The following is a 22048-nucleotide window of genomic DNA, read 5'->3' as shown; positions in this document are numbered from 1 at the left end:
TCACAGACAGCAAGCCCTTTCGGCTGCTTAAACAATTTTCCTTCGAAAATATTGTCTAACTTTTTGGGGTCACTTCAAGAGCGGCGGAGATTTTTGATAGGGCTGCTTACAGAACCAAGGGAACCTTAATCCCGCTGGGAATGGACGTTCATGGAGTGGTTGAGCTTGCCTACCACCAGCATAAAGCCCACAGTGGAGGCCACGGCAATGAGCAGGCAGACGACCTGAGGCACATAATCGATAATCAGGCCGGTGATAATGTAGTTGACGAAGCCGATGGCGGCCACGGTAACCGCGTAAGGCATCTGGGTAGCCACATGGTTGAGGTGGTAGCACTGCGCACCGGTGGATGCCATAATGGTGGTGTCGGAGATGGGAGAGCAGTGGTCGCCCATAACCGCGCCGCCCAGAGTGGCGCCGATGCCCACCATCAGGATGGGCACTTCGTTCAGGGTTTCGGCGGTCAGGTTGTCGAAGCCGCCGGGGGTGAAGATCTCCAGCACGATGGGCAGCAGGATGCCGAAGGTACCCCAGGAGGTGCCGGTGGCGAAGCCCAGGAAGCAGGCAATGAGGAAGACCACGGCAGGCAGGAAGTTATGCAGGCCGGGGCCGAGCTGCTCCACAAACGCGGCCACGAACTCAGGGGCGCCCAGGCCATCCCGGGTGACGCCGCTGATGGTCCAGGCCATGCAGAGGATCAGGATGGCAGGCACCATCTGCTTGAAACCTTCAGGCAGGCAGTCCATCAACTCGGTAAACTTCATGGAGCGGCGGACAGCAAAGTAGATCATATTGATGACCAGAGCGATGGTGGCGCCGAAGGGCAGGCCGAAGAAGGCATCGGTGTTGGCGAACATATCCAAGATACCCTCGCCGCCGCCCAGCCAGCCGGCATAAAGCAAGCCGCCCACGCAGCAGACGATGAGGATGACCACGGGGATCACCAGATCAATCACCATGCCGTTGGGGTTGAACTTCATCTCGGCAGCGTCGGCATAGGGCCGCTCGGGGGTGGTATACAGGTCGCCCTTGGCGGCGTTGTCCTCATGCTTCTTCATGGGACCGTAGTCGATATTCAGGGCGGTCATCATGATGATAAACACCATGGTAAGGATGGCATAGTAGTTGTAGGGGATGGCCCGCAGGAAGATCTGGAAGCCCAGCTCCTCGTTGTTGATAACGCCGGTGACAGCCGCGGCCCAGGAGGAGACGGGCATCATGATACACACGGGGGCGGCGGTGGCGTCGCACATATAGGACAGCTTGGCCCGGGAGATGTGGTGGCCATCGGAGACGGGACGCATCACGTTACCGGTGGTCAGGTTGTTGAAGTAGTCGTCCACGCCCAGCACGATGGCCAGGATAAAGGTGGCCCACAGAGCGCCGGACTTGGTTTTGATGTGTCTGACAGCCCACTCGCCGTAAGCCTTGGAGCCGCCGGCCCGGATCATCAGGGCCACCATGGTACCCAGAATGACCAGGAAGATGAGGATACCTGCGTTACCGCCGATGTTGCCAATAAATCCGTTGACCAGATGGTCAATGGTAAGCGCCACATCGAAGTCGGCCTGCAGCAGGAAACCTACCACGATGCCGATGAACAGGGACGAGTAGACTTCCTTCGTGATCAGTGCCAGAACAATTGCGACAACAGGCGGCAACAGGGACCAGGGGGTGCCGAAGAATTTGCTCTGGACCTCTTCGCCTTCTGCGCAGGCGACCGTCATCAGGACACAGGCCAAGGCAAAGACGACCAGCAGAATTCTTCCGAAGCGTTGCATTCGTGGTGAGTTCATAATAACCCTCCCTTATAATTTCGAATCCCAAAAGCCTCCCCAACCCAAGGATTCGTACTTAATGATACACCATCATTCACAATTTGGCAATACTTTTTCGGCAAAATTAACAGTTCATTCGGTGCAAGTTTATTTTGAATTTACATATCCAGCAAAAATCCTTCGTTTCTCAAAGCTTTTTGAACTCTTTGAAAGGTTTCCTCATCGGCGCAGCGAATGGTGTGCAGATGGATGCCGCCGGTCAGAGCAGACAGGGGTCTGGCGCTGTCCGCCGCTACCCGTTTGAGAAACTCTTGTACATCATATCGGGAGCGTACCCCCAATATGCCTGTCAGCTGTCCGTAAACCGGGTGCTCCACAATGACGTCGGCGGCCTCTCCCCCGGCGTCCACAATGGCGTTGAGTTCGGCCTCCATCTCCTCCGGCCGGTGGACGCAGGCCACGGTGCGCTCCACCCCGGCAGACCGCGGCCCCAGCACATAGCCTCTGGGGGTGGCCAGGATCTCCTCTCCCGCCGCCCGCAGCAGCGCCACGTCCCCCACAATGATCTGCCGGCTCACGGAAAAACGCTTGGCCAGGACGGTGGCGCTTACCGGTCCGCCGGCTTGCGCCAGCGCCTCATGGATCGCCTGCCGGCGGGCCTGGGCCCCTGAAACCTCCATCATGTTTCGCCTCCTTTTTTCCTCAGTATAGCAGGTTCTCTATCCCCTGTAAATCGGCTGGGAAACACCCTCTCGCCTTGCCTTCCCGGGGGGAATGTGCTAGAATGTGCTTGACTGGTTTCCACACCCGGTCCAAGCGCGGCTATGCTGCGTTCGTTCGGCGGGACTCACCGCCGTTCTCTAAATACGAAAATGGAGGTTCCTGATTCAGTATGCGTAAGTTTACCACCCGTGATCTCACCCTTGCCGCCATGGTGGCGGCGCTGTACGCCGTTTTAGGCTACTTTGGAAACGTCTTTGGCCTCACCTTCGGCGCGGTGCAGATTCGCTTTTCCGAGGCGCTCACCGTCCTGCCCTTCCTGTTTCCGGCCACCGCGCCGGGCCTGACCCTGGGCTGCCTCATCACCAATGTGCTCTCTCCCTACGGCCCCATTGATATGATTATGGGCACCCTGGCCACCGGTATTGCCGCCTGGCTCACCGTGAAAATGCCCCGGTGGTATCTGGCCGCCCTGCCCCCGGTGCTGGTGAACATGGTCATTCTGGCCCCCATGTGGTCCTGGTCGGAGGTGGGCGCTGTCAACAACGCCTTTTGGGCCGCCTGCGCCTTTAACGCCGGTACCTTTGTCATCGGCGAGCTGGCCGCCTGTTACATTCTGGGCACCGTTCTGCTGCTGGCGCTGCCCAAAATCCGCTATTTCCGCGGCATGATCCCGGAGCGCCGTCTGGCCGGCCGCTGAGAGGCGCTCCGCCACAAAGACGAAACGATAAGGAGGATTCCCCATGAAGGTCCGCAAGGCTGTCATCCCCGCCGCTGGTCTGGGAACAAGGATGCTCCCCGCCACCAAAACCGTCCCCAAGGAAATGCTGCCTATGGTGGACAAGCCGGTGATCCAGTATATCATTGAGGAGGCGGTGGCCGCTGGTATTGAGGATATCCTCATTGTCACCAACCGGGCCAAGTCCGCCATGGATGATTACTTTGACTACTACCCCGAGCTGGAGACCCGGCTGCTCCAGGCCGGGAAGGAGCGGGAGCTGGTGGAGGTCCGCCGGGCCGCCGACCTGGCCAATATTTTCTATGTCCGCCAGAAGGAGACCAGAGGACTGGGCCACGCCATCTACCGGGCCAAGCGCTTTGTGGGGGACGAACCCTTTGCCGTTCTGCTGGGGGACGACATCATGCGGGCGGAAAAGCCGGTGACCCTCCAGCTCATTGAAGGCGCGGAAAAGTACGGCGCCTCCGCCGTAGGGGTACAGAAGGTGCCTACCGAGGCCATCTCCCGCTACTCCTCCGTGAAGATCTCCGCTTTGGAGGAGCGCATCTTCGACGTATCCGATATGAACGAAAAGCCCACCCCCCAGGAGATGTTCTCCAACTATGCCATTCTGGGCCGCTATGTACTCACGCCCCAGATCTTTGACATTCTGGAGGATCTGAAACCAGGCTATGGCGGGGAAATCCAGCTCACCGACGGTCTGCGGGAGCTGTGCCGCAAGAGCCGGATGGTGGCGGTGGACTTTGAGGGCCGCCGGTACGATACCGGCAATCTGTGCGGCTTCCTGGAGGCCACCATCGACTTCGCCCTGGAAAACAAGGCCACAGCCTCCTGGCTGCGGCACTTCATCAAGGAAAAGGCGGAAAGCCTGCGGTAAGGTGTGGATATACCCGGCTTTCCATTGATCCAACAAGTGAGCCGGGAGGCGCCGCGTTTTGCGGCGCCTCCCGGCTTTTGTCATGCATCCAAAATGTCCCGCTGGTCCGGGTGGCTGTCAAACCACTTGACCGCATAGGAGCAGGTGGCCACCGCCTTCAGGTTCCGCTCGCGCAGCTGGTCCACAGCACCCTGGACCAGCTGGCCCGCCACCCCCTGACCCCGGAGAGAGCCATCCACAAAAGTGTGGTTAATGTTGGCTACGCCCGGCTTCTCCTCAGGAAAGGTGATCTCGGCAATCAGCTTACCGCTGCTGTCTTCGGCCCACAGGCGGCCGGGTTGACTTTGAAATTCCATATACTACCTCCTGTTTGTTATAGTTCAACTGGCGAGGGCGGGTGCGGATCGAACACACCAGGACGGGAACGCCGTCCCCAACGGTTTTGAAGACCGCGGGGCTCACCAGATACCCTTCCGCCCCCATATAGTGGGGAGTCACACAAATTTGCGCCCCTCCCCCATCTTTTGGGTCACCCGGACCCGGTCCCAATACTCCAGCAGCAGCAGGGCATACTTGCGGGAAATCCCCAGGGCATCCCTGGCTTGGGCCAGCGTAAACAGTCCGGTTCCAAATTGGGCTTTCATTTTATCGCGGGCCGCTGTACAGGACGCCCCCCAGGCCCGGTACTTGGGCGAGAGGGGGGCCAGTACCCCCCGGTCGGCCAGAGCGCGACCCACCCGGCGGCAGACCTCCTTTTGACCAGGAAAGGCCTCCTCCATCTCCTCGTTGGACAGGGGCTCCAGCCCCGCCTGACGGTAGCGGGTGCACAATTCCTCCTCCAGATCCGGGTCGATTTCCACCAGGGGCGGCGGGAGCGGAACTTTTTGGGTGGGCTTCGGACAGGGCAGGGCCTTTCCCGCCGCCAGCAGGGCTAACCGCTCCACCCGGTCCGGGTCCATTCGCCCCCGCGCCGGAGGCGCCAGATCCAGCACATATCCGCCCCCCACCGTAACCACCGGGGAGAAAAAGCGGACCACAAACCGGTCCCCCGCTCGGGCCGCCAGCGGGTTCTCCAGCCGCAGCTGGGCAAAGCCCCTTTCTCCCGGTTCCAGCCGGTCCCGGCCCAGTAAAATACACCGGCATACCAGCTCTCGTCCGCCATGATGCACATGGAGAACGGAATTATTCTTGATGGGATAAGGCGCGTGAGGCAGTACCTTCAGCTCTGTGTCGAGTCGCTGGGTCAGCGTCAGCCCTTCCAGCGGGGCCAGGGTGTCCCCCTTTTTGACCTGCTCCCGGTGGACCCCCGCCAGATTCACCGCCGCCCGACAGCCGGGGGCCAGTTCCTCTGCGGAAACGCCGTGACACTGAAGGCCCCGTACCCGGGCGGTCCGTTCTCCCGGCCACAGCCGCACCGTGTCTCCCCGGCGAATGGGTCCGCCGGTCAGGGTGCCGGTGACCACGGTGCCGCTGCCCGCCACCGAAAAGACCCGGTCCACATGGAGACGGCACGCTCCCCCACACTCCGGCGGCGGCGTCTCTCTGACCAGCCTTTCCAAAGCCTGCCGCAGCTGGGCCAGCCCCTCTCCCGTCACCACGGAGGTAGGTAGAATGGGAGCCTGTTCCAAAAAGGTGCCCTTTACCAAGGCCCGCGTCTGCTCCTCCACACCGGGTTTCAGGCCCAGATCGGCCCGAGTCAGAGCAATAACGCCCCCCCGCAGCCCCAGCAGGGACAAAATCGCCAGGTGCTCTCTGGTCTGGGGCATGGGGCCCTGGTCGGCAGCCACCGCCAACAGCACTATATCCATCCCGGCGCAGCCGGAGAGCATGGTTGGGATAAATTTCTCGTGGCCGGGCACATCCACCATGCTGATCACCATCCCGTCGGGCAGAATCAGCGGGGCAAAGCCCAGCTCTATGGTAAGCCCCCGGCGGCGCTCCTCCTCCAGCCGGTCAGTGTCCACGCCTGTGAGGGCCTTGACCAGGGCGGTCTTGCCGTGGTCCACATGGCCGGCGGTCCCCAGAATCATGGCTCCTCCCCCTTCCAGGCGGCCAGGGCCGCCCCAATCTCCTCCTCGTCTCCCGGCAGCAGGGTGCGTACATCCAGCAGCAGCCTGCCTCTGTGGATACGCCCCACAATGGGCACCCGCCAGCCCCGGAAAAAGGCCTCCAGCAGCTCCGGTCCCTCCGCCGGGTCCAGGGCCGCCGCCCAGGAGGGCAGCTTCTCTCCCGGCAGAGCGCCGCCCCCCGCCTCTCCGGCGGTCTCCACCGGCACGCAGGGGCAAATTGGTGCCAGTCGGGCGGTCAGGTCCTCCGCCCGGCGGCGCAGGTCTGAGGGCTGAGCCGCCAGCATAGATCGGACGGGAATTTCTCCACCGTCCCGCCAGTCCAGCAGCGTAGCCTCCAGGGCGGCCAGAGACAGCTTATCCAGCCGCAGGGCTCTGGCCAGGGGGTCGGCCTTCAGCCGCCTGATCGCCGACCCTTTGCCCACCAGGATACCCGCCTGCGGCCCGCCCAGCAGCTTGTCCCCTGAAAAGCTCACCACATCGGCTAGGGCCGCCCACCGCTCCACCGTGGGATAGTCTGCCGGCCAGGGGCCGGGCGCCAGAGCCCCGCTGCCCAGATCACACAGCAGAGGCACCCCCCGCTGCCGGGCCAGCCCGGCCAGCTCCTCTACCTCCACTGTCTGGGTAAAGCCCACCACCTTGAAATTACTGGGGTGGACCTTCAGCAGGGCCTGGGCCTTTCCGCTGTCCAGCGCGGCGGCATAGTCGGACAGGCGGGTCTTATTGGTGGTCCCCACCTCCACCAGCCGGGCGCCGCTCCGGGCCATAATGTCGGGCACCCGAAAAGAGCCGCCGATCTCCACCAACTCCCCCCGGGAGATGGCCACCCCCAGGCCGGGGGTGAGGACGGACAGCATCAGCAGCACCGCCGCGGCGTTGTTGTTCACCGCAAAAGCACCCTCCGCTCCGGTGAGCTGACGCAGCAGCTCCTCCACCCGGGCGGTGCGGCTGCCCCGCTTTCCGGCGGACAGGTCGTATTCCAGATTGGAGTAGCCCGCCGCCGCACCGGCTACCGCCTCCACTGCCCGGCGGCTCAGGGGAGCCCGGCCCAGATTGGTGTGCAGCACCACGCCGGTGGCGTTGATTACGCGCCTCAGACCGGGGCGGGCCAGCCCCTCCGCCGCCTGTTTGGCCCGCTGGGCCAGAGCGTCGGCGGACGGCAGCTCCACACACTCTCCCCCTTGGAGGCGGCGGCGCAGCTCATCCAGTATCTGGTTGACACCCGCCTTTTGCAGGACGCGGGGCAGCCCGCTCTCCGCCAGGGCCGGACTGGCCAGCAGCGTGTCCATCCTGGGCAGTTGGGACAGGGGGGATCCCCTCATGGCGGCACCTCCAAAACAGGGTATTTGTTTGCAGTATACCACACTTTTCCTCTATTAGGCACATAAACTTTTTGGTTTTCAGAAATAAGGCCAAAAAAACTCCTAAGACAAGGGAGAATAATAATTGACACAGCACTTACCGTGCGGTTATCATGCTGTTGGAAGGTTTGAAGAGGGAAGTATTGATCGGAAGGAGTGTTCATCCCATGCGCGTATTTGAAACCAGTGTACAGGAACTGAAGCATGAGGTGCTGCGGTCGGTGGCCCGGCTGGCCTGGCACGATAATTTACAGACCGGCATTTTGGATATCCCGGAGGAGATCATCCCCGGCCCTGAGGCCAAAATGCGCTGTTGTATTTATAAAGAGCGGGCTATCATCTCCCAGCGGGTAAAGGTAGCCATGGGCGGCGACAAGACCAATCCCAATCTGGTGGAGGTACTGGACATCGCCTGTGATGAGTGCCCCGTCACTGAGATCACGGTAGGCCCCTCCTGCCGGGGCTGCATTGCCACCCGCTGTATCCACACCTGTCCCAAGGACGCCATTTCCATTGTGGGTCACCGGGCCCAGATCGACCACAAGAAATGTATCACCTGCGGCAAATGCATCAATGCCTGCCCCTATAGCGCCATTGAAAAGAAGACCCGCCCCTGTGAGCGAGCCTGTAAGGCGGGGGCTATCTCCATGGGCGAGGACAAAAAGGCCTTTATTGATCCCGCCAAGTGTACCTCCTGCGGCGCCTGTATTTATCAGTGTCCCTTCGGCGCCATTATGGACAAGTCTTTTATTGTGGACGCCATTCAGATGCTCCAGGGCGCGGAAAAGTGGGGCTTCCACGTCTACGCCGCTGTGGCCCCCTCCATTGCCGGACAGTTTGCGCCTGCAGATCTGGGCCAGGTGGTCACCGGACTGAAGATGCTGGGCTTCCACGACGTGGTAGAGGTGGCTCTGGGCGCCGACATGACCGCCAAGACCGAGGCGGGCGAGCTGGAAGAAAAGGGTATGCTGGCCTCCTCCTGCTGTCCGGCCTTTGTGGAGTATGTGGAGAAGAATTTCCCCGACCAGGCCCACCTGATCTCTGAGACCCCCTCTCCCATGATTATGGCCGGCCAATACATCAAGCGGAAGGACCCCTCCGCCAAGGTCATCTTCATCGGGCCTTGCGTGGCCAAGAAGAAGGAGATCAAGCTGGGCAAGACCATGCGGGCGGTGGACAGCGCCCTCACCTTCGAGGAGCTGTACGCCATGTTTGACTCCCGGGACATCGACGTGTCCAAGCTGGAGTACAGCGTTCTGGATCAGGCCAGCGGCTTTGGCCGGTCCTTTGCCCACAGCGGCGGCGTCTCCGCTGCCGTAGCCCAGGCGCTGAAGGAGCGGGGCAGCTCCTTCCAGGCCAAGGCAATGCCCTGCAGCGGGTTTGAAGCCTGCAAGCTGGCCTTCCTGAAGGCGGCCAAGGGTGTGGGCGACTTCAACTTTATCGAAGGCATGGCCTGTGAGGGCGGCTGTGTCCAGGGTCCCGCCCAGCTGATCCGCTCTCCCAAGAACCAGGGTGATGTGGTCCGTCACGCCAAGCAGGCAGAGGGCCGCACCATCGACTCGGCTATCTCCGACGCGGAAAAAGCGCCCGCCATTCAGGAGTAATTTTTTCCACAGGATATCACCGGCGGACAGGTATAAAACCTGTCCGCCGGCTTTTTCGTATCCAAATGCCAAAAGACCGCTGCCAATGGCAGCGGCCCCAGGCTGTATTTCTATTAAACTAGCTATCAAGGATGCTTCCGTTCCTCTCCGCTCTGGGAGACGAGGCAATACATATCCTCCACCTCCATGGGCCGGTAATAGTAATAGCCCTGGATCATATCACACCCGGATTCCTTGATCAGCGAGTTCTGCACAATGGTCTCCACGCCCTCCATACACACCTTTTTCCCAAAGCGGTGGCAGGCGTACACAATACTGGAGATAAAGTTCATCTTGTCGGCGGATTCGGTCATCTCGCCCAGCAGGGAGCGGTCCAGCTTAATCATACTGGACGGATATTGCAGCAGCATCCGCAGGGAGGAATATCCGCTCCCGAAGTCGTCCAGCGCAATGCCCATACCCATGGCTCTGCACGTATTGACAAAGTGGATCAGATGCTCTGGCTGCTCGTCCATGCAGCTTTCGGTCATCTCTGCGACCAGGTGAGAGCCGTCCAGATGGTACTTTTCCATCATGCTCTTCATAAAGTCTGTAAACTGTCTGTCAGACAGCTGATGCAGGCTGACATTGAAGGTCAGATAGAAATCAGGGATATGGGCGATCAGGCGCATACAGCTGCATACCGCCTGTTCAAAGACCCACCGGCCGGCTATCTGGATCAGGCTCTCCTTTTCCAGCATGGGAATAAATATCCCCGGCGAGATGTCCTTTCCTTCAAAGTTCCAGCGCAGCAGGGCCTCACCGCCCACCACATGGCCGGTCTCTGCCGATACCACCGGTTGGATCACAATGCGGAAATGCTCCATGCCCCGCAGCACATCCCGGCTCAGCGCCAGAGCCATATTGGAAATGTGCTTGATCTTCTCAATGTTGGTGGCGGAATCATCCGAGTAGGGCAGCTTGGGGTCATGCTTGGCCACTTTCAGCAGCGAGATCATATCCTCCAAAAAGTCTGCGGGCGCCCGGTTGGCCTGGGGATATTCCATCACCGCAAAAGAGCAGGGATGGTGTACCGGCAGCCCTAGCATCTGGTATCCCCGCTCGATGATGGCCCGGATCTGGCTGACCAATGCCTCTTTGTCCTCCCGGCAGTCGGGGTTTACCATGGCCATGCAGCGCATCCCCTCCAGCCGGTAGAAGGACATCTTTCCCGACAGGGCGTTCATGAGATCGTCGGCAATGTTTTGGACAAGGTGGTCGCTATAGGCCCGCCCCCTGGTGCTGTTGAGCTCAGTAATGCTGTTAAAGCTAAAGCCGATGGCAAGGCATCTTTGCTTGCTGTTGCGCACAGCATCCATCCGGCGGAACATGGCTGTTTCTCTGGGGAAATTGGTGATGGGGTCCACCACAAAATTGTCGTCCTGATGGCTGATCCAGCCGGAGAAAAACAGCGGTATGCTCTTGTCCTCGTTCCATTTCAGGATACCATAGCAGCGGATCCAGATCTTCTTGCCGTCGGCCTTGCGCACCTGATAGCGCAGGTCGTGGACGCTCCGCTTTTCCTTCAGGATATCCTGCAAATCCCGCCAGTACAGGTCCTGATACTCCGGCGTAGTAATGCGCTGGGCCCACTCCTGCAGCAGTCCCGGCACCACATTGCAGGAAAAGCCAAACTCATCCCGCAGATTATCTGAGACGTAAAACAGGTCCTTCTGCATATCGCCAAAGTAGAAGTAACCCACGGCGTTGTGCTGGGAAATGGACTGGAACAGATACTCCATATCGTGGTAGGTGGTGGAGAGGAAGTGATAGAACAGACTATCCTTCTTCTTCCCACTGTCCTCTTCCTCCCGGGTGGAATGCCGGCGTTCGATCTGGGGATTCTGTCTGTTGGCGGCATAGTAATCCCGCTTATCCTGATACATGACCTTATCCGCCTGAGAGATCAGCGTCTCCAAATTAAAGGGAAGCTGATCCGACCAGACATAGCCTGTGGCAATATGGTGCTTATCCTGCCGGATACGGCTTTGCAGGGCCTGTACATTCCAGTTGAAATCCTCTTCCGTGCAGTCCCGGAACACCGCCACAAATTCATCGCCGCCAGTCCGATAGATCCATTTGGTCTCCAGCGTCTCGGCCAGCACCTGATAGCAGTGCTGGATGAGCTTATCCCCCGCGCTGTGACCAATGGAGTCGTTGATCTGCTTCAGGCCGGTAATGTCGCAGTAGATCACACCCACGCTGGTAAGGGCACGATTATACAGATTGTGCTCATACATGGCATTGCGGTTATAGGCGCCGGTGAGCGCATCGTGAAAACTGAGGGTGTTCAGCCGCTTCATCAAATCCCGCTGCCGCAGCAGAGCGGCAATGAAATACCCGATAACATTGAGCACAGGGGTAAGCAGGTTCTGCATCTCCTTGCTGGGGTTGTCCACCCCTAAAAAGCCCACCACTCTGCCCTCGCTGGTCACCGGTCCGGCGGCCAGCGAGGAAATATTCTGTGGCTTCAGAATGGCATAGGAGACGGGATACTGGGTGCGGATATCCTCCAGATCTGGAATGAGCAGCACCCGGTTTTCCTGGAACACCGCCATCCACCAATCCACACTGGACAGGGACAGTTTCTGTAAAATTTCTTTTTGAGGCTCCACGCCGATTTTGCACCACTCATAGGTATTGTTGATTAGCTCAGAGTCGTCAATCTCAAAAATATAGGCCCGGTCGCACTGGAAGGTCTCCCCCAGATATTCCAGCATCAGCTCCAGGGATTCTCCTGGGTCGGTGGTGGAAAAAACACGCTGCAAACAGCCATTCATGATGGTCTCGCTGCGGGCATAATAATAGGGCGTGCTGCTGGCTACCTCTGAGTCCACATCAATGGCGATCTCAATGCGGTAGTTCTTTCCTTTATGGGAAATGGCACTGTCTTTGATTAAAAAGCGCTTTCCCAGCACCGGGTTCTTATGGGTCCACGAGACAAACTTGCCCTCTTTCAGCGCCTGATTGGTACAGAAAGAGCAGGGATCGCTGCACCCCTGCAATACCTCATAACATTTTTTCCCCTGATACTCGTGGGACTCATATCCCAATGATTCCCGCAGTTTTCGGTTCATGTACACCAGTTCATGGGTTTCCAGATCTGAAACATAGACGAGTTCATCCAACTCTTCAAAAAAGTTCAGCAAATATTTCACATCAAATCGTCCTCTTCTCTTTCCACTTGCCTCAGAAATATTCGATGTGCAATTTCTCGCCTCTATTCCAGGCAAACGCTGCCAGGACCCGCATACCCCAATCCGTATCATGTTCTCCGGGTATGCTCCAGGTATCAAACAAGGCTCATCTCTCTTTTGCTATTAGTATACCGCAACAGGATACTGATTGTAAAATACTTCTTATGAAATTGCAAAAAACCATGTTGCCCCGTTTGCTTTTTTGAATGGCAGCGGCTCAAAAGCCGCCAACAAGGCCCCGGAAAATCGTCTCACATGATTTTCCAGGGCCTTGCGGCATTTTTATTTGATTTTTTACTCAGGCTGCTCAGCCTCGGCGTAGGTATAATGGCTCTTTCCGTCCCGCTTACTCTTATAGAGGGCCATATCCGCCTGGAGCACGCTCTCCTGATAGGAAAAGTTCTGGTAGTGGACCGAGGTGATGCCCGCGCTGCATGTAATGGGAAGGGTGGGATAATTGCCCAGCGCGGTATAGAGGTGGTTCATCCGCTGATCCAAAATCTCTCTGCTGATCTTTCCCTTCAAAAATACCATAAACTCATCGCCGCCCAGCCGGCCGATCAGGTCTCCATGGCGGAAGGTGGCTTTGAGCAGCTTGGTGACATACCGCAGAACGGCGTCCCCCTCCAGGTGGCCAAACTGGTCGTTGACTTCTTTGAAGTTGTCCACATCCATCAAGATGAGGGTCCCTTCCCCTGGCTCCATGGAATCCGTCATGTGCTCCAGTACCGCCTCTTTGAAGGCGTTGCGATTGTAGATACCGGTCAGGGGGTCCCGGCTTGCCGCCTCCTGCTGGGCCCGCTCCTTGCGGACCTGAGCGTCGATGTCCTTCAGATAGAGCAGGGCATAGGCATTATCGGTAAACTGCTCCCGGAAGCCGTGGGCCACCAGCTCCACCCACTTCCACACACCGTCGATCTTTCTCTGGTAACGCAGGCGCTGAACAGACGCACCCTGGAACAGCATCTGTTCCCAGGTATCGATCTGGCTGAACTTCTTCAGCTCCTCCTCCGACTCCAATTTGCCTTTCACCTGGCCGCGCATAAATTGCAGCAAGCTGCCCTTTCCAGGACCATATTCCTTCTCATAGTAGGCCCACAGTCCGCCAGCCGCCTTCAGCTGTCCGCCCTCCAGATCCACCTCGGCATAGGCGATGGCGTCGCTGAGGCTGGCCTGGTAAAAGTCCCGGATGCGCATATTCTCCAGCTGAAGCACCCGCTCCTGATCGGCCGCGTCCAGCAGTACCAGAATGGTATCCCGATCCTGCACGCTCTTGCCCAGATGGCGGATACGCAGCTTGAACCACTCATAGCCGCCGTTTTTGGACCGCAGCAGCAGTTCCTCATTGTCCACATCCTCAGCCACCTGGACATTCTGAAAGAGTTTGGTGAACTTTTCCACAAAGTGGGGGTGGACCATTTCAGCCTGGATCCAGCAATCGGGGAACTCAGCCTCCGACTTGGCCTCGCCGGCCAGCAGCTCTCGGGTGGTGTGGAAATAGATGGTCTTTTTCCGCTCGTTGAATTCAAAGACCTCGCCGGTGGGCGTATCCGGTAAAAATTGTGGGCGCTCTATATCGGAGATGATCCGGTGATAGCCCTCCAGACAAATCATGCCGCCGGTATCCGCTGTACGGATACCGGTACAGCGCACCATGACTTTGCCCAACTTGGGGTGCTGCCAGGGGTACTCCAGCTGTATCACCCGGCCCGAGCGGATCATGCTCTCCACCGTCAGATTGACGTACTGATAGTACCCGTCGTTGATGCGGCTGTACCAGTGCTCGAAGCATTCCTGGGGCGGCAGGGGCTGCTCCAGTCCCAACACCCGGCGCATGGTCTCGTCGGCGATCATCTCCCGGCGACCGGTGACGGGGTCCATCCGAATGAACCACAAACCCAGATCCGTATCCTTCAGCACATCCCGATAGTGCAGATTGAGCAGCTCGCTCAGCCGCTCCTCGGTCTGGTTGTGGCGGAATCGGTTGACCACAAACAGCGCCAGCGCCCGGATCAGGGCGTCGTCCATGATACAGTGCCGGGGGTTGTCCACCCCTAAAAAGCCCACCAGCTGCCCCTCCCGATGGATGGGCGCGGCCAGCATCCGGCGTACCCCCTGCCGGTACAGCAGCTGCCATTCCTCAGGGTTCTTTTCCCGCAGCTCCTCCAGGTTGGTGATAAGGACCGACTCGTTCTGATCAAAGTGGGCAATCCAGCGCTTGACGATGGCGTCTGGCATCTGCTGCATCTCGTCCTGCACCGGATCAATGCCCTCCCGGCACCACTCATAGGTGTTGCTCCACAGCTCCTCCCGGTCGGGCTCCGGCTCAAAGAGATAGGCCCGGTCGGCCCGATAGAACTCGCCCACCGTGGTCAGCATCCGCATGGTGGCCTGCCCCATGTCCGGCTCCTCCGCCAGTGCCTTGGCGCAGATCAGCACATTTTCCGCAAAGTCCAGCTTTTCCCGTACATTTTTGCTGAGAAGCTCCTGCTGAGAAATGTCCACCGCCAGCTCCAGACGGGCCAGTTTTCCATGCCACGGGATCAGCTTGTCCTTCAGAATAAAGTGGCGTTTGAGCTCTTTGTTGTCAAACTCCCAGATGTGAAAGCGCTCCCGCTGCAAGCAGTTGTTGGTGCAGAACTCGCAGGGGTCGTCCTTGCCCTGAAGCACCTTGTAGCATTTCCGGCCCTGATAGTCGTGGACGCCGGTAAGCCGCTGGCCTGCAGGGCTGAGGTAGTACAGCTCATAGGTCACCAGATCGCTGACATAGACGATCTCGTCCAGAGCCTCCACAATGCCCTCCAGCGCCTCTGTTGTGGCAAACATATCGTTGGGCATCTGTTCCTTGTTCCAGCTTACATTTTGCAGCGCTTCCCTCCGGGCCATCTCCGCCTGATACTCATAGGTATCCTGGCGTATATAGGTCTGCTCAAAGAGCTGGGGTGTCAGCGGCTTATTGAACAAAAAGCCCTGGATCAGGTCGGGCTCCAGCTCCTCCAGCGCCGCCAGCTCCTCCTGGCTCTCTACCCCCTCGCAGCATACCCGGATTTGAGAGGAGGCCGCCAGCTCCAGCATATTGCCCAGCAGCCGGTAATTGTAGGCGCTGTACTGAATACCGCTGACAAAGCAGCGGTCGATTTTGATCTCGTCAATGTCCAGATTTTTCAGATAGCTGAGGCTGGAGTAGCCTGTACCGAAATCATCCACCGAGATCTCGATCCCCGCCTGCTTCCACCGGTAGAACAGCTTGTTGAAGTGGGGATAGTCCTGCAGCTGCATACTCTCGGTGACCTCCAGGGTAAGGGCGTCCCCCGGCAGGCCGCTCTCCTCCAGCAGCTCCAGCACCTGATGGGCAATTTCGCTGTGGCTGAGCTGAGAATAGGAGATATTGACGCTGACATGCATCTGCGGCAGCTCTTTGCGCCACTCCCGGCACTGGGCCAGCGCCGTCTTGAGCACCCACAGGCCCACGGAATGGATCATGCCGGTCTGCTCCAGCACAGGGATAAACTCTACTGGGCTTACCGCCCCCCGGGTGGGGGACTGATAGCGCAGCAGCGCCTCAGCCCCGAACAGGTCGTGGCTGCGGGAGTATACCTGGGGCTGATAGCACAACGAAAAACCGGCAAAATCGTCCTGGATGCTTTGGCAGAGCTCTTCCTGGAGCTCCATGTTGGAGAGCTTTTCCTCATAGTCCTTTTGGGAGAAGAAGGCCAGGGTGTTTTTTCCCTGCCGCTTGGCCTTGTCCAGCGTCTCCTCCACATATTGATAGAGGGCGCTGCTATCCACATTCTGGTGCCCGTGGTAGGAGACCACGCCGGCGGAAATGGTGCAGTACTCCGCCATGCGGGTGTTGATCTGCTGGTAGAGCTCCTCCACCTTCTCCTGCTCCAGCTCGGGCAGGTTGACGGCAAAGCAGTCCCCGTTCACCCGGTAGGTCCGCAGACCGGTCCCCACCACCTCTTCCAGAATCTCCGCGATCCGGCAGAGGATCTGGCTGCCGTATTCCCGGCCATGGCGGATGTTGATGTGCTTGAGGTTATCCACCCCCATCAGCAGCAGATAGCACGGGATACCTGCATTCAGGATGCGCTCCATGTCCTCAGCCAGCTTGACGCCGTTGAAGGCGCCGGTGAGCTGATCCACCTTGCGCTCCAGCACAGTGTCCGACACCCGGCCGATCAGAGCAACCGGCTTGCCGTCGGCATCCCGCTGGCACCGGCCCTTACAGGTCACCCATACCCGATCGTTTTCCTTATCCACCAGCCGGTACGCCATGTGGCATACATCGATCTTGCCCTCCAACATCTGCTCCAGATGCTGCTTCAGGGCAGGCAGATCCTTTTCATACACCATGGCGCTCCAGTCCTCTATGGTGCAGAACGGGGCTCCATTTTGCAGAATGGGGTAGCGCTGGCTGATGTTGGCGGACAAAAACAGGCGTCCTGTCTCAAAGTCCCAGAGCAACAGATAGTCGTCGCCGCTCTCCCCCAGGATGTTCAGCATCTCCAGCTGGGCCTGTATCGTCTCTTCTCTTCCTGGTTTCAATGGCAGTCTCCCCTCTCTGATGGCTCAAAGACCCAGTCTCCCCATGGCGGAGATTCCGGCACACAGCGTGTTAAGAACAGAGTCAAGTTTTCTCCTGATTTTGTCCATGCCTGATGTCAGAAAAAAGCAAATCCGCCCCATACGGCTGTACGGACAGAGTCAGCCGTACTCCGATAGAGGCGGATCGCGTTTATCCTTACGTGGCAGGTGTGGGTTCCGGCTTAGTATCCGCCATCGCCTCAGAGAGATCGATCTGGCCGCCGGAAACTTGAGTGATCTCGCTCCAAACGCGATTCACTTCCTCCATACAATTAAAGTACAGGCTGGTCAGCAGGTTGGTCTGGATACCCAGCTCCTCCGCCAGTTTGTCGATCTGGGCCCAATCTGCCCGCTCGTAGCCGACCGCCAGGTCGTAAAGCATACCGGCGCGGCCGCTGTGCTTGAGCAGGGCGTCCTTGACCTCCTGGCACAGGGGGACCTGCTGCAAGATCTCCTCCATGGGCGCATCGATCAGGTAGTTCAGGGTGGAGAACATACCCATCAGGTAGGCGTCCGACTTGGTAATGGGGATATCCTTGGCGTAGTTCATCAGACTGCTGCAGAAGTTGGCCCGCATCAGGGACAGACGCAGGAATTCCTCGGCCCCTTCGTCCATCTGATTCTCAGCGTTGCTGGCGCTGAGCAGGTAGACCCACTGCTTCAGCTCCCGCAGGCCGATGGTCATAATGGCCTGGCGGACGTTGGTCACCTTGCTGCGCAGAGAGAAATAGCGGGAGTTGGCGATCCGCAGCAGGCCATAGGTCAGGGTGACGTCCACCGAGATGATCCGTTCGATCTCCTCCACGTCGGGCTCATCCTGAATGACCGCCACCATCAGCCGGAAGAAGTTGCTCTGCATGTAACCGCTGTTGTGGGTCTTCTGGGCCATCTTCTCGGCCACAAAGGGACCCTCCATGGCGTCCACTTCCAGCTTCTGGGCCCGCTGGTACAGCTCTTCCCGGTCAATGCCCACGGCGATGCACTTCTTGTTCATGCTGTGGGCGATCTCAATGACGTTCTTCAGGGTCAGCTCCTGCATGGTCTGGAAGTTGAGCTTGATGTAGTCGATGCTGTCCAGCATGGCCAGATAGCGGGGGGCAAACTGAAATTCGTTGACCGCGATCTTATATCCCTCTCTGGCGTACTGCTGGATCATGTGCATGGCCAGCGGATGGATGATAACGCTGTCGTCGATCTGAATGACCAGCTCATCCTTGTTGAACAGACGGGGCGACTTCTTCATCAGCAGGGTGGTGGTAAAGGTCATGAAGTTCAACGCGCCCCGCAGCAGCTTGTCGGTGTTCATAGTGAGGAAATTGTAGATGGTGTCGGCAGCCGCAAAATCGTTGGCCGACGCGTTGTCGCCACCTCCAAAGGCACTGTTCTCCCCATAATACTGGATCTCGTAGCCGATGATGTGATTCTCCCGATCCTTGATAGGCTGCCGTACAATATACTTGCTGTTCATCGACCTTAACCCCCTTCCTGGTTAGCCTTTTTACGGCCCAGCAGCTCGTCCAGAATACCGATCAGATGACCAATCTCCGGCTTACTCAGCTGCTCGTCGGCCCCTACCTCACGGCCCTTGCGGCGCATCTCCTCAGTAATCAGAGAGGAGAAAATAACAACGGGGATATGGGCATAGTCCTTGTGGCTCTTGATCAGCTTGGTCAGGCGATGGCCGTCCATCTGGGGCATCTCCAGATCGGTGATGATGAGAGCCACCTGCTCGGCTTCCTTGTTGCTGGTCTGGATCTGAAGGGCCTGCCACAGTTCCGCCCCGTTGGGGAACATCTTCAGGTTGGTATAGCCCGCCCGCTCCAGAGACTCCCGGATCATCCGGGACAGCAGGATGGAGTCCTCCGCCACCCAAATCAGGTTGGTATTGCGCTCCCGGGTACCCAGGGCCTCCACCTCACTGATCTGGATGCTGGTCTCCGGGGCGATCTCGGCCACGATCCGCTCAAAGTCCAGGATGCTGACCAGGTCGTCCCCACACTGGGCGATACCGGTGGCCACGCCGTCGGCGCCGCCGGAAATGGTCCTGTCCGGCTTCTGGATGTCCTTCCAGGAGATCCGGCTGATGCCCTCTACGCTGTCCACCCGGAAGGCCACATGCATCTGGTTGAAGTTGGTGACGATGAACAAATCCTTCTCCTGATGGGGGTGATCCTGCCCGGTGAGGTACTTGGGCAGGTCCACCACGGTGATCACCGTGCCTCTGGGCTTGAAGATGCCCTCTACCGCCAGATGGGTATGGGGCATGGGCTTCACCGGCGCAGACATCATGATTTCCCGCACCTTGGCCACATTGATTCCATAAAGATTTCCATCAATGGTAAATTCCATGATCTCAATCTCATTGGTACCAGTTTCCAACAAAATTCCGCTTTTCGATTCGTCCGCCATGCCGCTCCCCACTTTCTCCATTTTATATTGGTTAAAAAATCAGTTCCGGTTTTCCATAGCTTCGTACACAGGCCTGACCGGTGGCCGCGTCAAACAATAACGTTCTGGCCACCGCACCGCCCACATCCTCCCGCAGCAGCCGGATTCCTTCCCGGCGGAGGATCATGTGGGTGCTTTCAATATTGCGCTGTCCGATATTGCCCAGACTGCCGCCGCCAGCGACCTCAAACATTTTGGCGCCGCCGGCGATCTTTGCCACAATGCGGGAGCGTGCCCCTCCCTTTGCCTCCATCTGCCGCAGGGTCTCGGTGATCCCTGTGTCGGCATATTTCAAAGGCGTTTTGCGGCCGGTCTCCATGTTCAGCGGCAGCATGATATGGACCAGCGCCGCCAGCTGGATCTTCGGATCATACAGGCAGATTCCAATGCAAGACCCCAAGGCGTAGGTAATCAGCATTCCGTTCTGCCGGGCCATTTTCATATCCGCGATCCCGACGACCAGCTTATTATCCATCCAGAACACCCAGTTTCTTCAACAGGAAATTCAGAGACCGGATATCCGGAGAGAGCAGCAGCCGGCTGGGCACTTCCCGACCGCCGCAGATAAAGTTCGCTCCGATGGTCATGATGTAATCCGACTGTCCGCCAAATTCTGCCATGGGTACAGCCAGGATGGCCCCCTGCATATCCACGCCAAAAGCCGGTACAGTCAGCCGGGTGCTGATGTCCGCAAGGTTGCACAGGGCGTTGATGAAGGTGGAAATCATGATATTGCCCACCTCCACCAGCGCTGAGCTGTCCAGTTCCGTCAGTTCTTCGTAGTTTTCCACTGTCTGTCCGATCATCCGCTCCAGCACCAGATTGACAAATTCCATCTGCTGCACAGAAAGCATGATGCCGTTGAGCTCGCCAGACATGTGGACCAGTACGCCGGCGGTGATGACCTCCGGGCCGCCGATCCAGTCGATAGCTTCATTATACCCCATGATACGTACTTCGGGCAAGTCGATCCGTACTTCGCATCCCAACATGCTGGACAGGGCGGTAGCGGCATTTCCCATGCCGATACTGCCCATCTCCCGAATGGTGTCCAGCTCCAGGCCGTTCAGATCCTCATAACTTTTCATACATATCCCTCAATTGTCAGCCGGTCAGCCCGTTGATGCTGGTCTCTACCTCATCGGCGGTCTGTACCATCTTGAGTACATAGCTGTAAGAGCGCTGAGCCTCGATCACCTGACTCAGCTCAGTGGCCAGGTCGGTGTTGGACTGCTCCAGCATACCCCGCCGGGCCTCGGAATCACTGGCCCATACAAGGCCGTTCTTGTCGCCCATCAGGAAGCGGCTGCTGCCGTCCCGTTGGAGACCATCCTGATACTGGATGGTAAATACGCCTACCTGCAAATCCTCCGAAGGGTCGGTGACCTGGATGGGATAACCGCTCTGGTTGAGCACCTGGCGCCCCTCTCCGTCAGAGAGGTAATAGGCATAGCTGACGCCCCCCTCGGCATTCTGGTCCTCTACCTGAAAAGCGGACAGGGTAAAGGATCCGTCCCGGGTAAAGGATATCTCGCCGGTGCCCGGCTCGTAGAGGGCGAAGTATCCCTCCCCAACGATGGCATAATCCAGATCCCGACCGGTCTCCTGGAACACGCCATCCTGCCAGTTGGTAGCGGTACCGGACATATAAGCGCCGCTGCCCCGGGGCAGCTGGGACCCCTCGGCCCCCTCCTGCATCCGGTACATCAGCGCCTGGAAGGAGGGCACCTGGGCCTTGAAGCCGTAGGTGTTCACATTGGAAATGTTGTTGCCCTGTACATTCATGCGCTGCATTTGCTGTTGGGCTCCTACCACAGCGCTGTAAAATCCCTGAATCATACCCTTCGCCCCTTTCCCTGGTTACATCTGGCCGATCTGACTGGTGGCCTTGGTCAGCATCTCATTATACAGCTTGAGCACTTGCGTTCCGCTCTGAAGCGAACGCTGGGCAGTCAGCATACGGCTCATCTCCTGGAGCATGTCCACGTTGGACTCCTCCACATGCTTCCACATGATCTCCGGCTGGGCCTGGACCTGGGCCTGCTGGCCATTGGCCTGGAACAGACCGCTCTCACCCTTGGTCAGCTGGGCATTGTCCGCGAAGGTGAACACCCCCAGCTGGCCCTGATAGGCCCCGTCCAGGGTGTACAGGTTGCCCCACCCATCCGCCGTGATCTGATCGGTGGACAGGGTAATGGGCTGGCCGTCGGCCCCCAGCACCAGCCCGTGGCCGGTCAGCGCCAGCCGTCCCTGGTCGTCCAGGCAGAAGCTGCCGGAGCGGGTATACTCCACTCCGTCCGCTGTCTGAATGGCAAAAAAGCCGTCCCCTTGGATGCCAAAATCCAGGGTCAGCCCGGTCTCCTTCATGGTGCCCTGGTCGTAGTTCACATAAAGCTGGTCGGCGGCCAGCATATAGCTCTCCTCTCCGATGACGGTGGAGCCGCTCTTGTCCTTGTTGCCCACCCGGCTGATGAGCACCTCCTGGAAGGTGCGGTCGGTATAGGTCTCCGCCTTGTAGCCGGCAGTGCTCAAGTTGGTCATGTTGTTGCCCACCACGTTCAGCCGTCTGCTCTGAGACAGAATACCAGAGGTCAACTGATAAAATCCCTTTGTCATAGCTCGTACCCTCTTT

16 protein-coding genes and 1 tRNA gene are annotated in these 22048 nt (G+C 58.5%); 3 read left to right on the top strand and 14 right to left on the bottom strand.

Annotated features, from left to right (window positions below):
- Nucleotides 1-125 precede the first annotated feature (125 nt).
- Entirely contained in the window at nt 126-1796 is a 1671-nt protein-coding gene (locus Q0J75_RS02600) for a Na+/H+ antiporter NhaC family protein (RefSeq protein WP_297196499.1), read from the bottom strand.
- A gap of 140 nt (nt 1797-1936) precedes the next feature.
- On the bottom strand, nt 1937-2458 hold the full coding sequence (locus Q0J75_RS02595; RefSeq protein ID WP_297196505.1) for a transcription repressor NadR: 522 nt from the start codon (nt 2456-2458) through the stop codon (nt 1937-1939).
- 212 nt (nt 2459-2670) lie between these two features.
- Here Q0J75_RS02595 and Q0J75_RS02590 point away from each other — a divergent pair, with 212 nt between their 5' ends.
- Complete coding sequence (locus tag Q0J75_RS02590) at nt 2671-3198, top strand: QueT transporter family protein (protein WP_297196497.1); 528 nt, start codon at nt 2671-2673, stop codon at nt 3196-3198.
- Nucleotides 3199-3241: 43 nt separating this feature from the next.
- Nucleotides 3242-4114: a UTP--glucose-1-phosphate uridylyltransferase GalU gene (gene galU, locus Q0J75_RS02585; RefSeq protein ID WP_297196495.1), complete on the top strand. Its 873-nt coding sequence runs from the start codon at nt 3242-3244 to the stop codon at nt 4112-4114.
- 80 nt (nt 4115-4194) lie between these two features.
- On the opposite strand, the gene Q0J75_RS02580 is transcribed toward galU, so the two are convergent.
- The 4 genes from Q0J75_RS02580 to selA all read right to left on the bottom strand — a co-directional run bounded on the left by Q0J75_RS02580 (nt 4195) and on the right by selA (nt 7502).
- Nucleotides 4195-4470 (bottom strand): GNAT family N-acetyltransferase, encoded by a 276-nt coding sequence (locus tag Q0J75_RS02580; protein WP_297196493.1) that lies wholly within the window; start codon nt 4468-4470, stop codon nt 4195-4197.
- Between the two features lie 29 nt (nt 4471-4499).
- Nucleotides 4500-4595, bottom strand: a tRNA-Sec gene (locus tag Q0J75_RS02575).
- 13 nt (nt 4596-4608) lie between these two features.
- Complete coding sequence (selB, locus tag Q0J75_RS02570; RefSeq protein WP_297196491.1) at nt 4609-6144, bottom strand: selenocysteine-specific translation elongation factor; 1536 nt, start codon at nt 6142-6144, stop codon at nt 4609-4611.
- Complete coding sequence (gene selA / locus Q0J75_RS02565; protein WP_297196489.1) at nt 6141-7502, bottom strand: L-seryl-tRNA(Sec) selenium transferase; 1362 nt, start codon at nt 7500-7502, stop codon at nt 6141-6143. The genes selB and selA overlap by 4 nt, the downstream gene beginning before the upstream one ends.
- A 206-nt stretch (nt 7503-7708) precedes the next feature.
- Here selA and Q0J75_RS02560 point away from each other — a divergent pair, with 206 nt between their 5' ends.
- A complete protein-coding gene (locus tag Q0J75_RS02560) occupies nt 7709-9145 on the top strand; it encodes a 4Fe-4S dicluster domain-containing protein (protein WP_297196487.1) in 1437 nt (478 codons plus the stop codon).
- Between the two features lie 125 nt (nt 9146-9270).
- Here the strand turns inward: Q0J75_RS02560 and Q0J75_RS02555 are convergent, their stop codons facing one another.
- The 8 genes from Q0J75_RS02555 to Q0J75_RS02520 form a co-directional block, all read right to left on the bottom strand.
- Nucleotides 9271-12342: an EAL domain-containing protein gene (locus Q0J75_RS02555; RefSeq protein WP_297196485.1), complete on the bottom strand. Its 3072-nt coding sequence runs from the start codon at nt 12340-12342 to the stop codon at nt 9271-9273.
- 333 nt (nt 12343-12675) lie between these two features.
- Nucleotides 12676-16929: an EAL domain-containing protein gene (locus tag Q0J75_RS02550; RefSeq protein WP_297196483.1), complete on the bottom strand. Its 4254-nt coding sequence runs from the start codon at nt 16927-16929 to the stop codon at nt 12676-12678.
- Between the two features lie 196 nt (nt 16930-17125).
- On the bottom strand, nt 17126-18436 hold the full coding sequence (locus tag Q0J75_RS02545) for an EAL and HDOD domain-containing protein (protein ID WP_297196480.1): 1311 nt from the start codon (nt 18434-18436) through the stop codon (nt 17126-17128).
- Nucleotides 18437-18441: 5 nt separating this feature from the next.
- Nucleotides 18442-19377 (bottom strand): chemotaxis protein CheV, encoded by a 936-nt coding sequence (locus tag Q0J75_RS02540; protein WP_297196478.1) that lies wholly within the window; start codon nt 19375-19377, stop codon nt 18442-18444.
- Between the two features lie 31 nt (nt 19378-19408).
- The gene (locus tag Q0J75_RS02535) at nt 19409-19891 is read right to left on the bottom strand and encodes a chemotaxis protein CheD (RefSeq protein ID WP_297196476.1); all 483 of its coding nucleotides are present in this window, start codon (nt 19889-19891) and stop codon (nt 19409-19411) included.
- Nucleotides 19884-20504, bottom strand: a complete 621-nt coding sequence (locus tag Q0J75_RS02530) for a chemotaxis protein CheC (RefSeq protein WP_297196475.1) — start codon at nt 20502-20504, stop codon at nt 19884-19886. The genes Q0J75_RS02535 and Q0J75_RS02530 overlap by 8 nt, the downstream gene beginning before the upstream one ends.
- Before the next feature lie 16 nt (nt 20505-20520).
- The gene (locus Q0J75_RS02525) at nt 20521-21255 is read right to left on the bottom strand and encodes a flagellar hook-basal body protein (RefSeq protein WP_297196474.1); all 735 of its coding nucleotides are present in this window, start codon (nt 21253-21255) and stop codon (nt 20521-20523) included.
- 21 nt (nt 21256-21276) lie between these two features.
- Nucleotides 21277-22032 (bottom strand): flagellar hook-basal body protein, encoded by a 756-nt coding sequence (locus tag Q0J75_RS02520; RefSeq protein ID WP_297196473.1) that lies wholly within the window; start codon nt 22030-22032, stop codon nt 21277-21279.
- Between the last annotated feature and the right edge of the window lie 16 nt (nt 22033-22048).

The sequence above is a fragment of the uncultured Flavonifractor sp. genome (genome assembly GCF_944385615.1).
In the GTDB taxonomy this organism is placed as follows: Bacteria; Bacillota; Clostridia; order Oscillospirales; family Oscillospiraceae; genus Flavonifractor.
Note: the sequence above shows the minus strand (reverse complement) of the source record. Positions and strands in the feature narration are given on the sequence as shown.

What these genes read in the sequence shown, in the direction of transcription:
- Q0J75_RS02600 (WP_297196499.1), bottom strand. Translation starts at nt 1,796, where the DNA reads ATGAACTCACCACGAATGCAACGCTTCGGAAGAATTCTGCTGGTCGTC.
- Q0J75_RS02595 (WP_297196505.1), bottom strand. Translation starts at nt 2,458, where the DNA reads ATGGAGGTTTCAGGGGCCCAGGCCCGCCGGCAGGCGATCCATGAGGCG.
- Q0J75_RS02590 (WP_297196497.1), top strand. Translation starts at nt 2,671, where the DNA reads ATGCGTAAGTTTACCACCCGTGATCTCACCCTTGCCGCCATGGTGGCG.
- galU (WP_297196495.1), top strand. Translation starts at nt 3,242, where the DNA reads ATGAAGGTCCGCAAGGCTGTCATCCCCGCCGCTGGTCTGGGAACAAGG.
- Q0J75_RS02580 (WP_297196493.1), bottom strand. Translation starts at nt 4,470, where the DNA reads ATGGAATTTCAAAGTCAACCCGGCCGCCTGTGGGCCGAAGACAGCAGC.
- selB (WP_297196491.1), bottom strand. Translation starts at nt 6,144, where the DNA reads ATGATTCTGGGGACCGCCGGCCATGTGGACCACGGCAAGACCGCCCTG.
- selA (WP_297196489.1), bottom strand. Translation starts at nt 7,502, where the DNA reads ATGAGGGGATCCCCCCTGTCCCAACTGCCCAGGATGGACACGCTGCTG.
- Q0J75_RS02560 (WP_297196487.1), top strand. Translation starts at nt 7,709, where the DNA reads ATGCGCGTATTTGAAACCAGTGTACAGGAACTGAAGCATGAGGTGCTG.
- Q0J75_RS02545 (WP_297196480.1), bottom strand. Translation starts at nt 18,436, where the DNA reads ATGAACAGCAAGTATATTGTACGGCAGCCTATCAAGGATCGGGAGAAT.
- Q0J75_RS02540 (WP_297196478.1), bottom strand. Translation starts at nt 19,377, where the DNA reads ATGGCGGACGAATCGAAAAGCGGAATTTTGTTGGAAACTGGTACCAAT.
- Q0J75_RS02535 (WP_297196476.1), bottom strand. Translation starts at nt 19,891, where the DNA reads ATGGATAATAAGCTGGTCGTCGGGATCGCGGATATGAAAATGGCCCGG.
- Q0J75_RS02530 (WP_297196475.1), bottom strand. Translation starts at nt 20,504, where the DNA reads ATGAAAAGTTATGAGGATCTGAACGGCCTGGAGCTGGACACCATTCGG.
- Q0J75_RS02525 (WP_297196474.1), bottom strand. Translation starts at nt 21,255, where the DNA reads ATGATTCAGGGATTTTACAGCGCTGTGGTAGGAGCCCAACAGCAAATG.
- Q0J75_RS02520 (WP_297196473.1), bottom strand. Translation starts at nt 22,032, where the DNA reads ATGACAAAGGGATTTTATCAGTTGACCTCTGGTATTCTGTCTCAGAGC.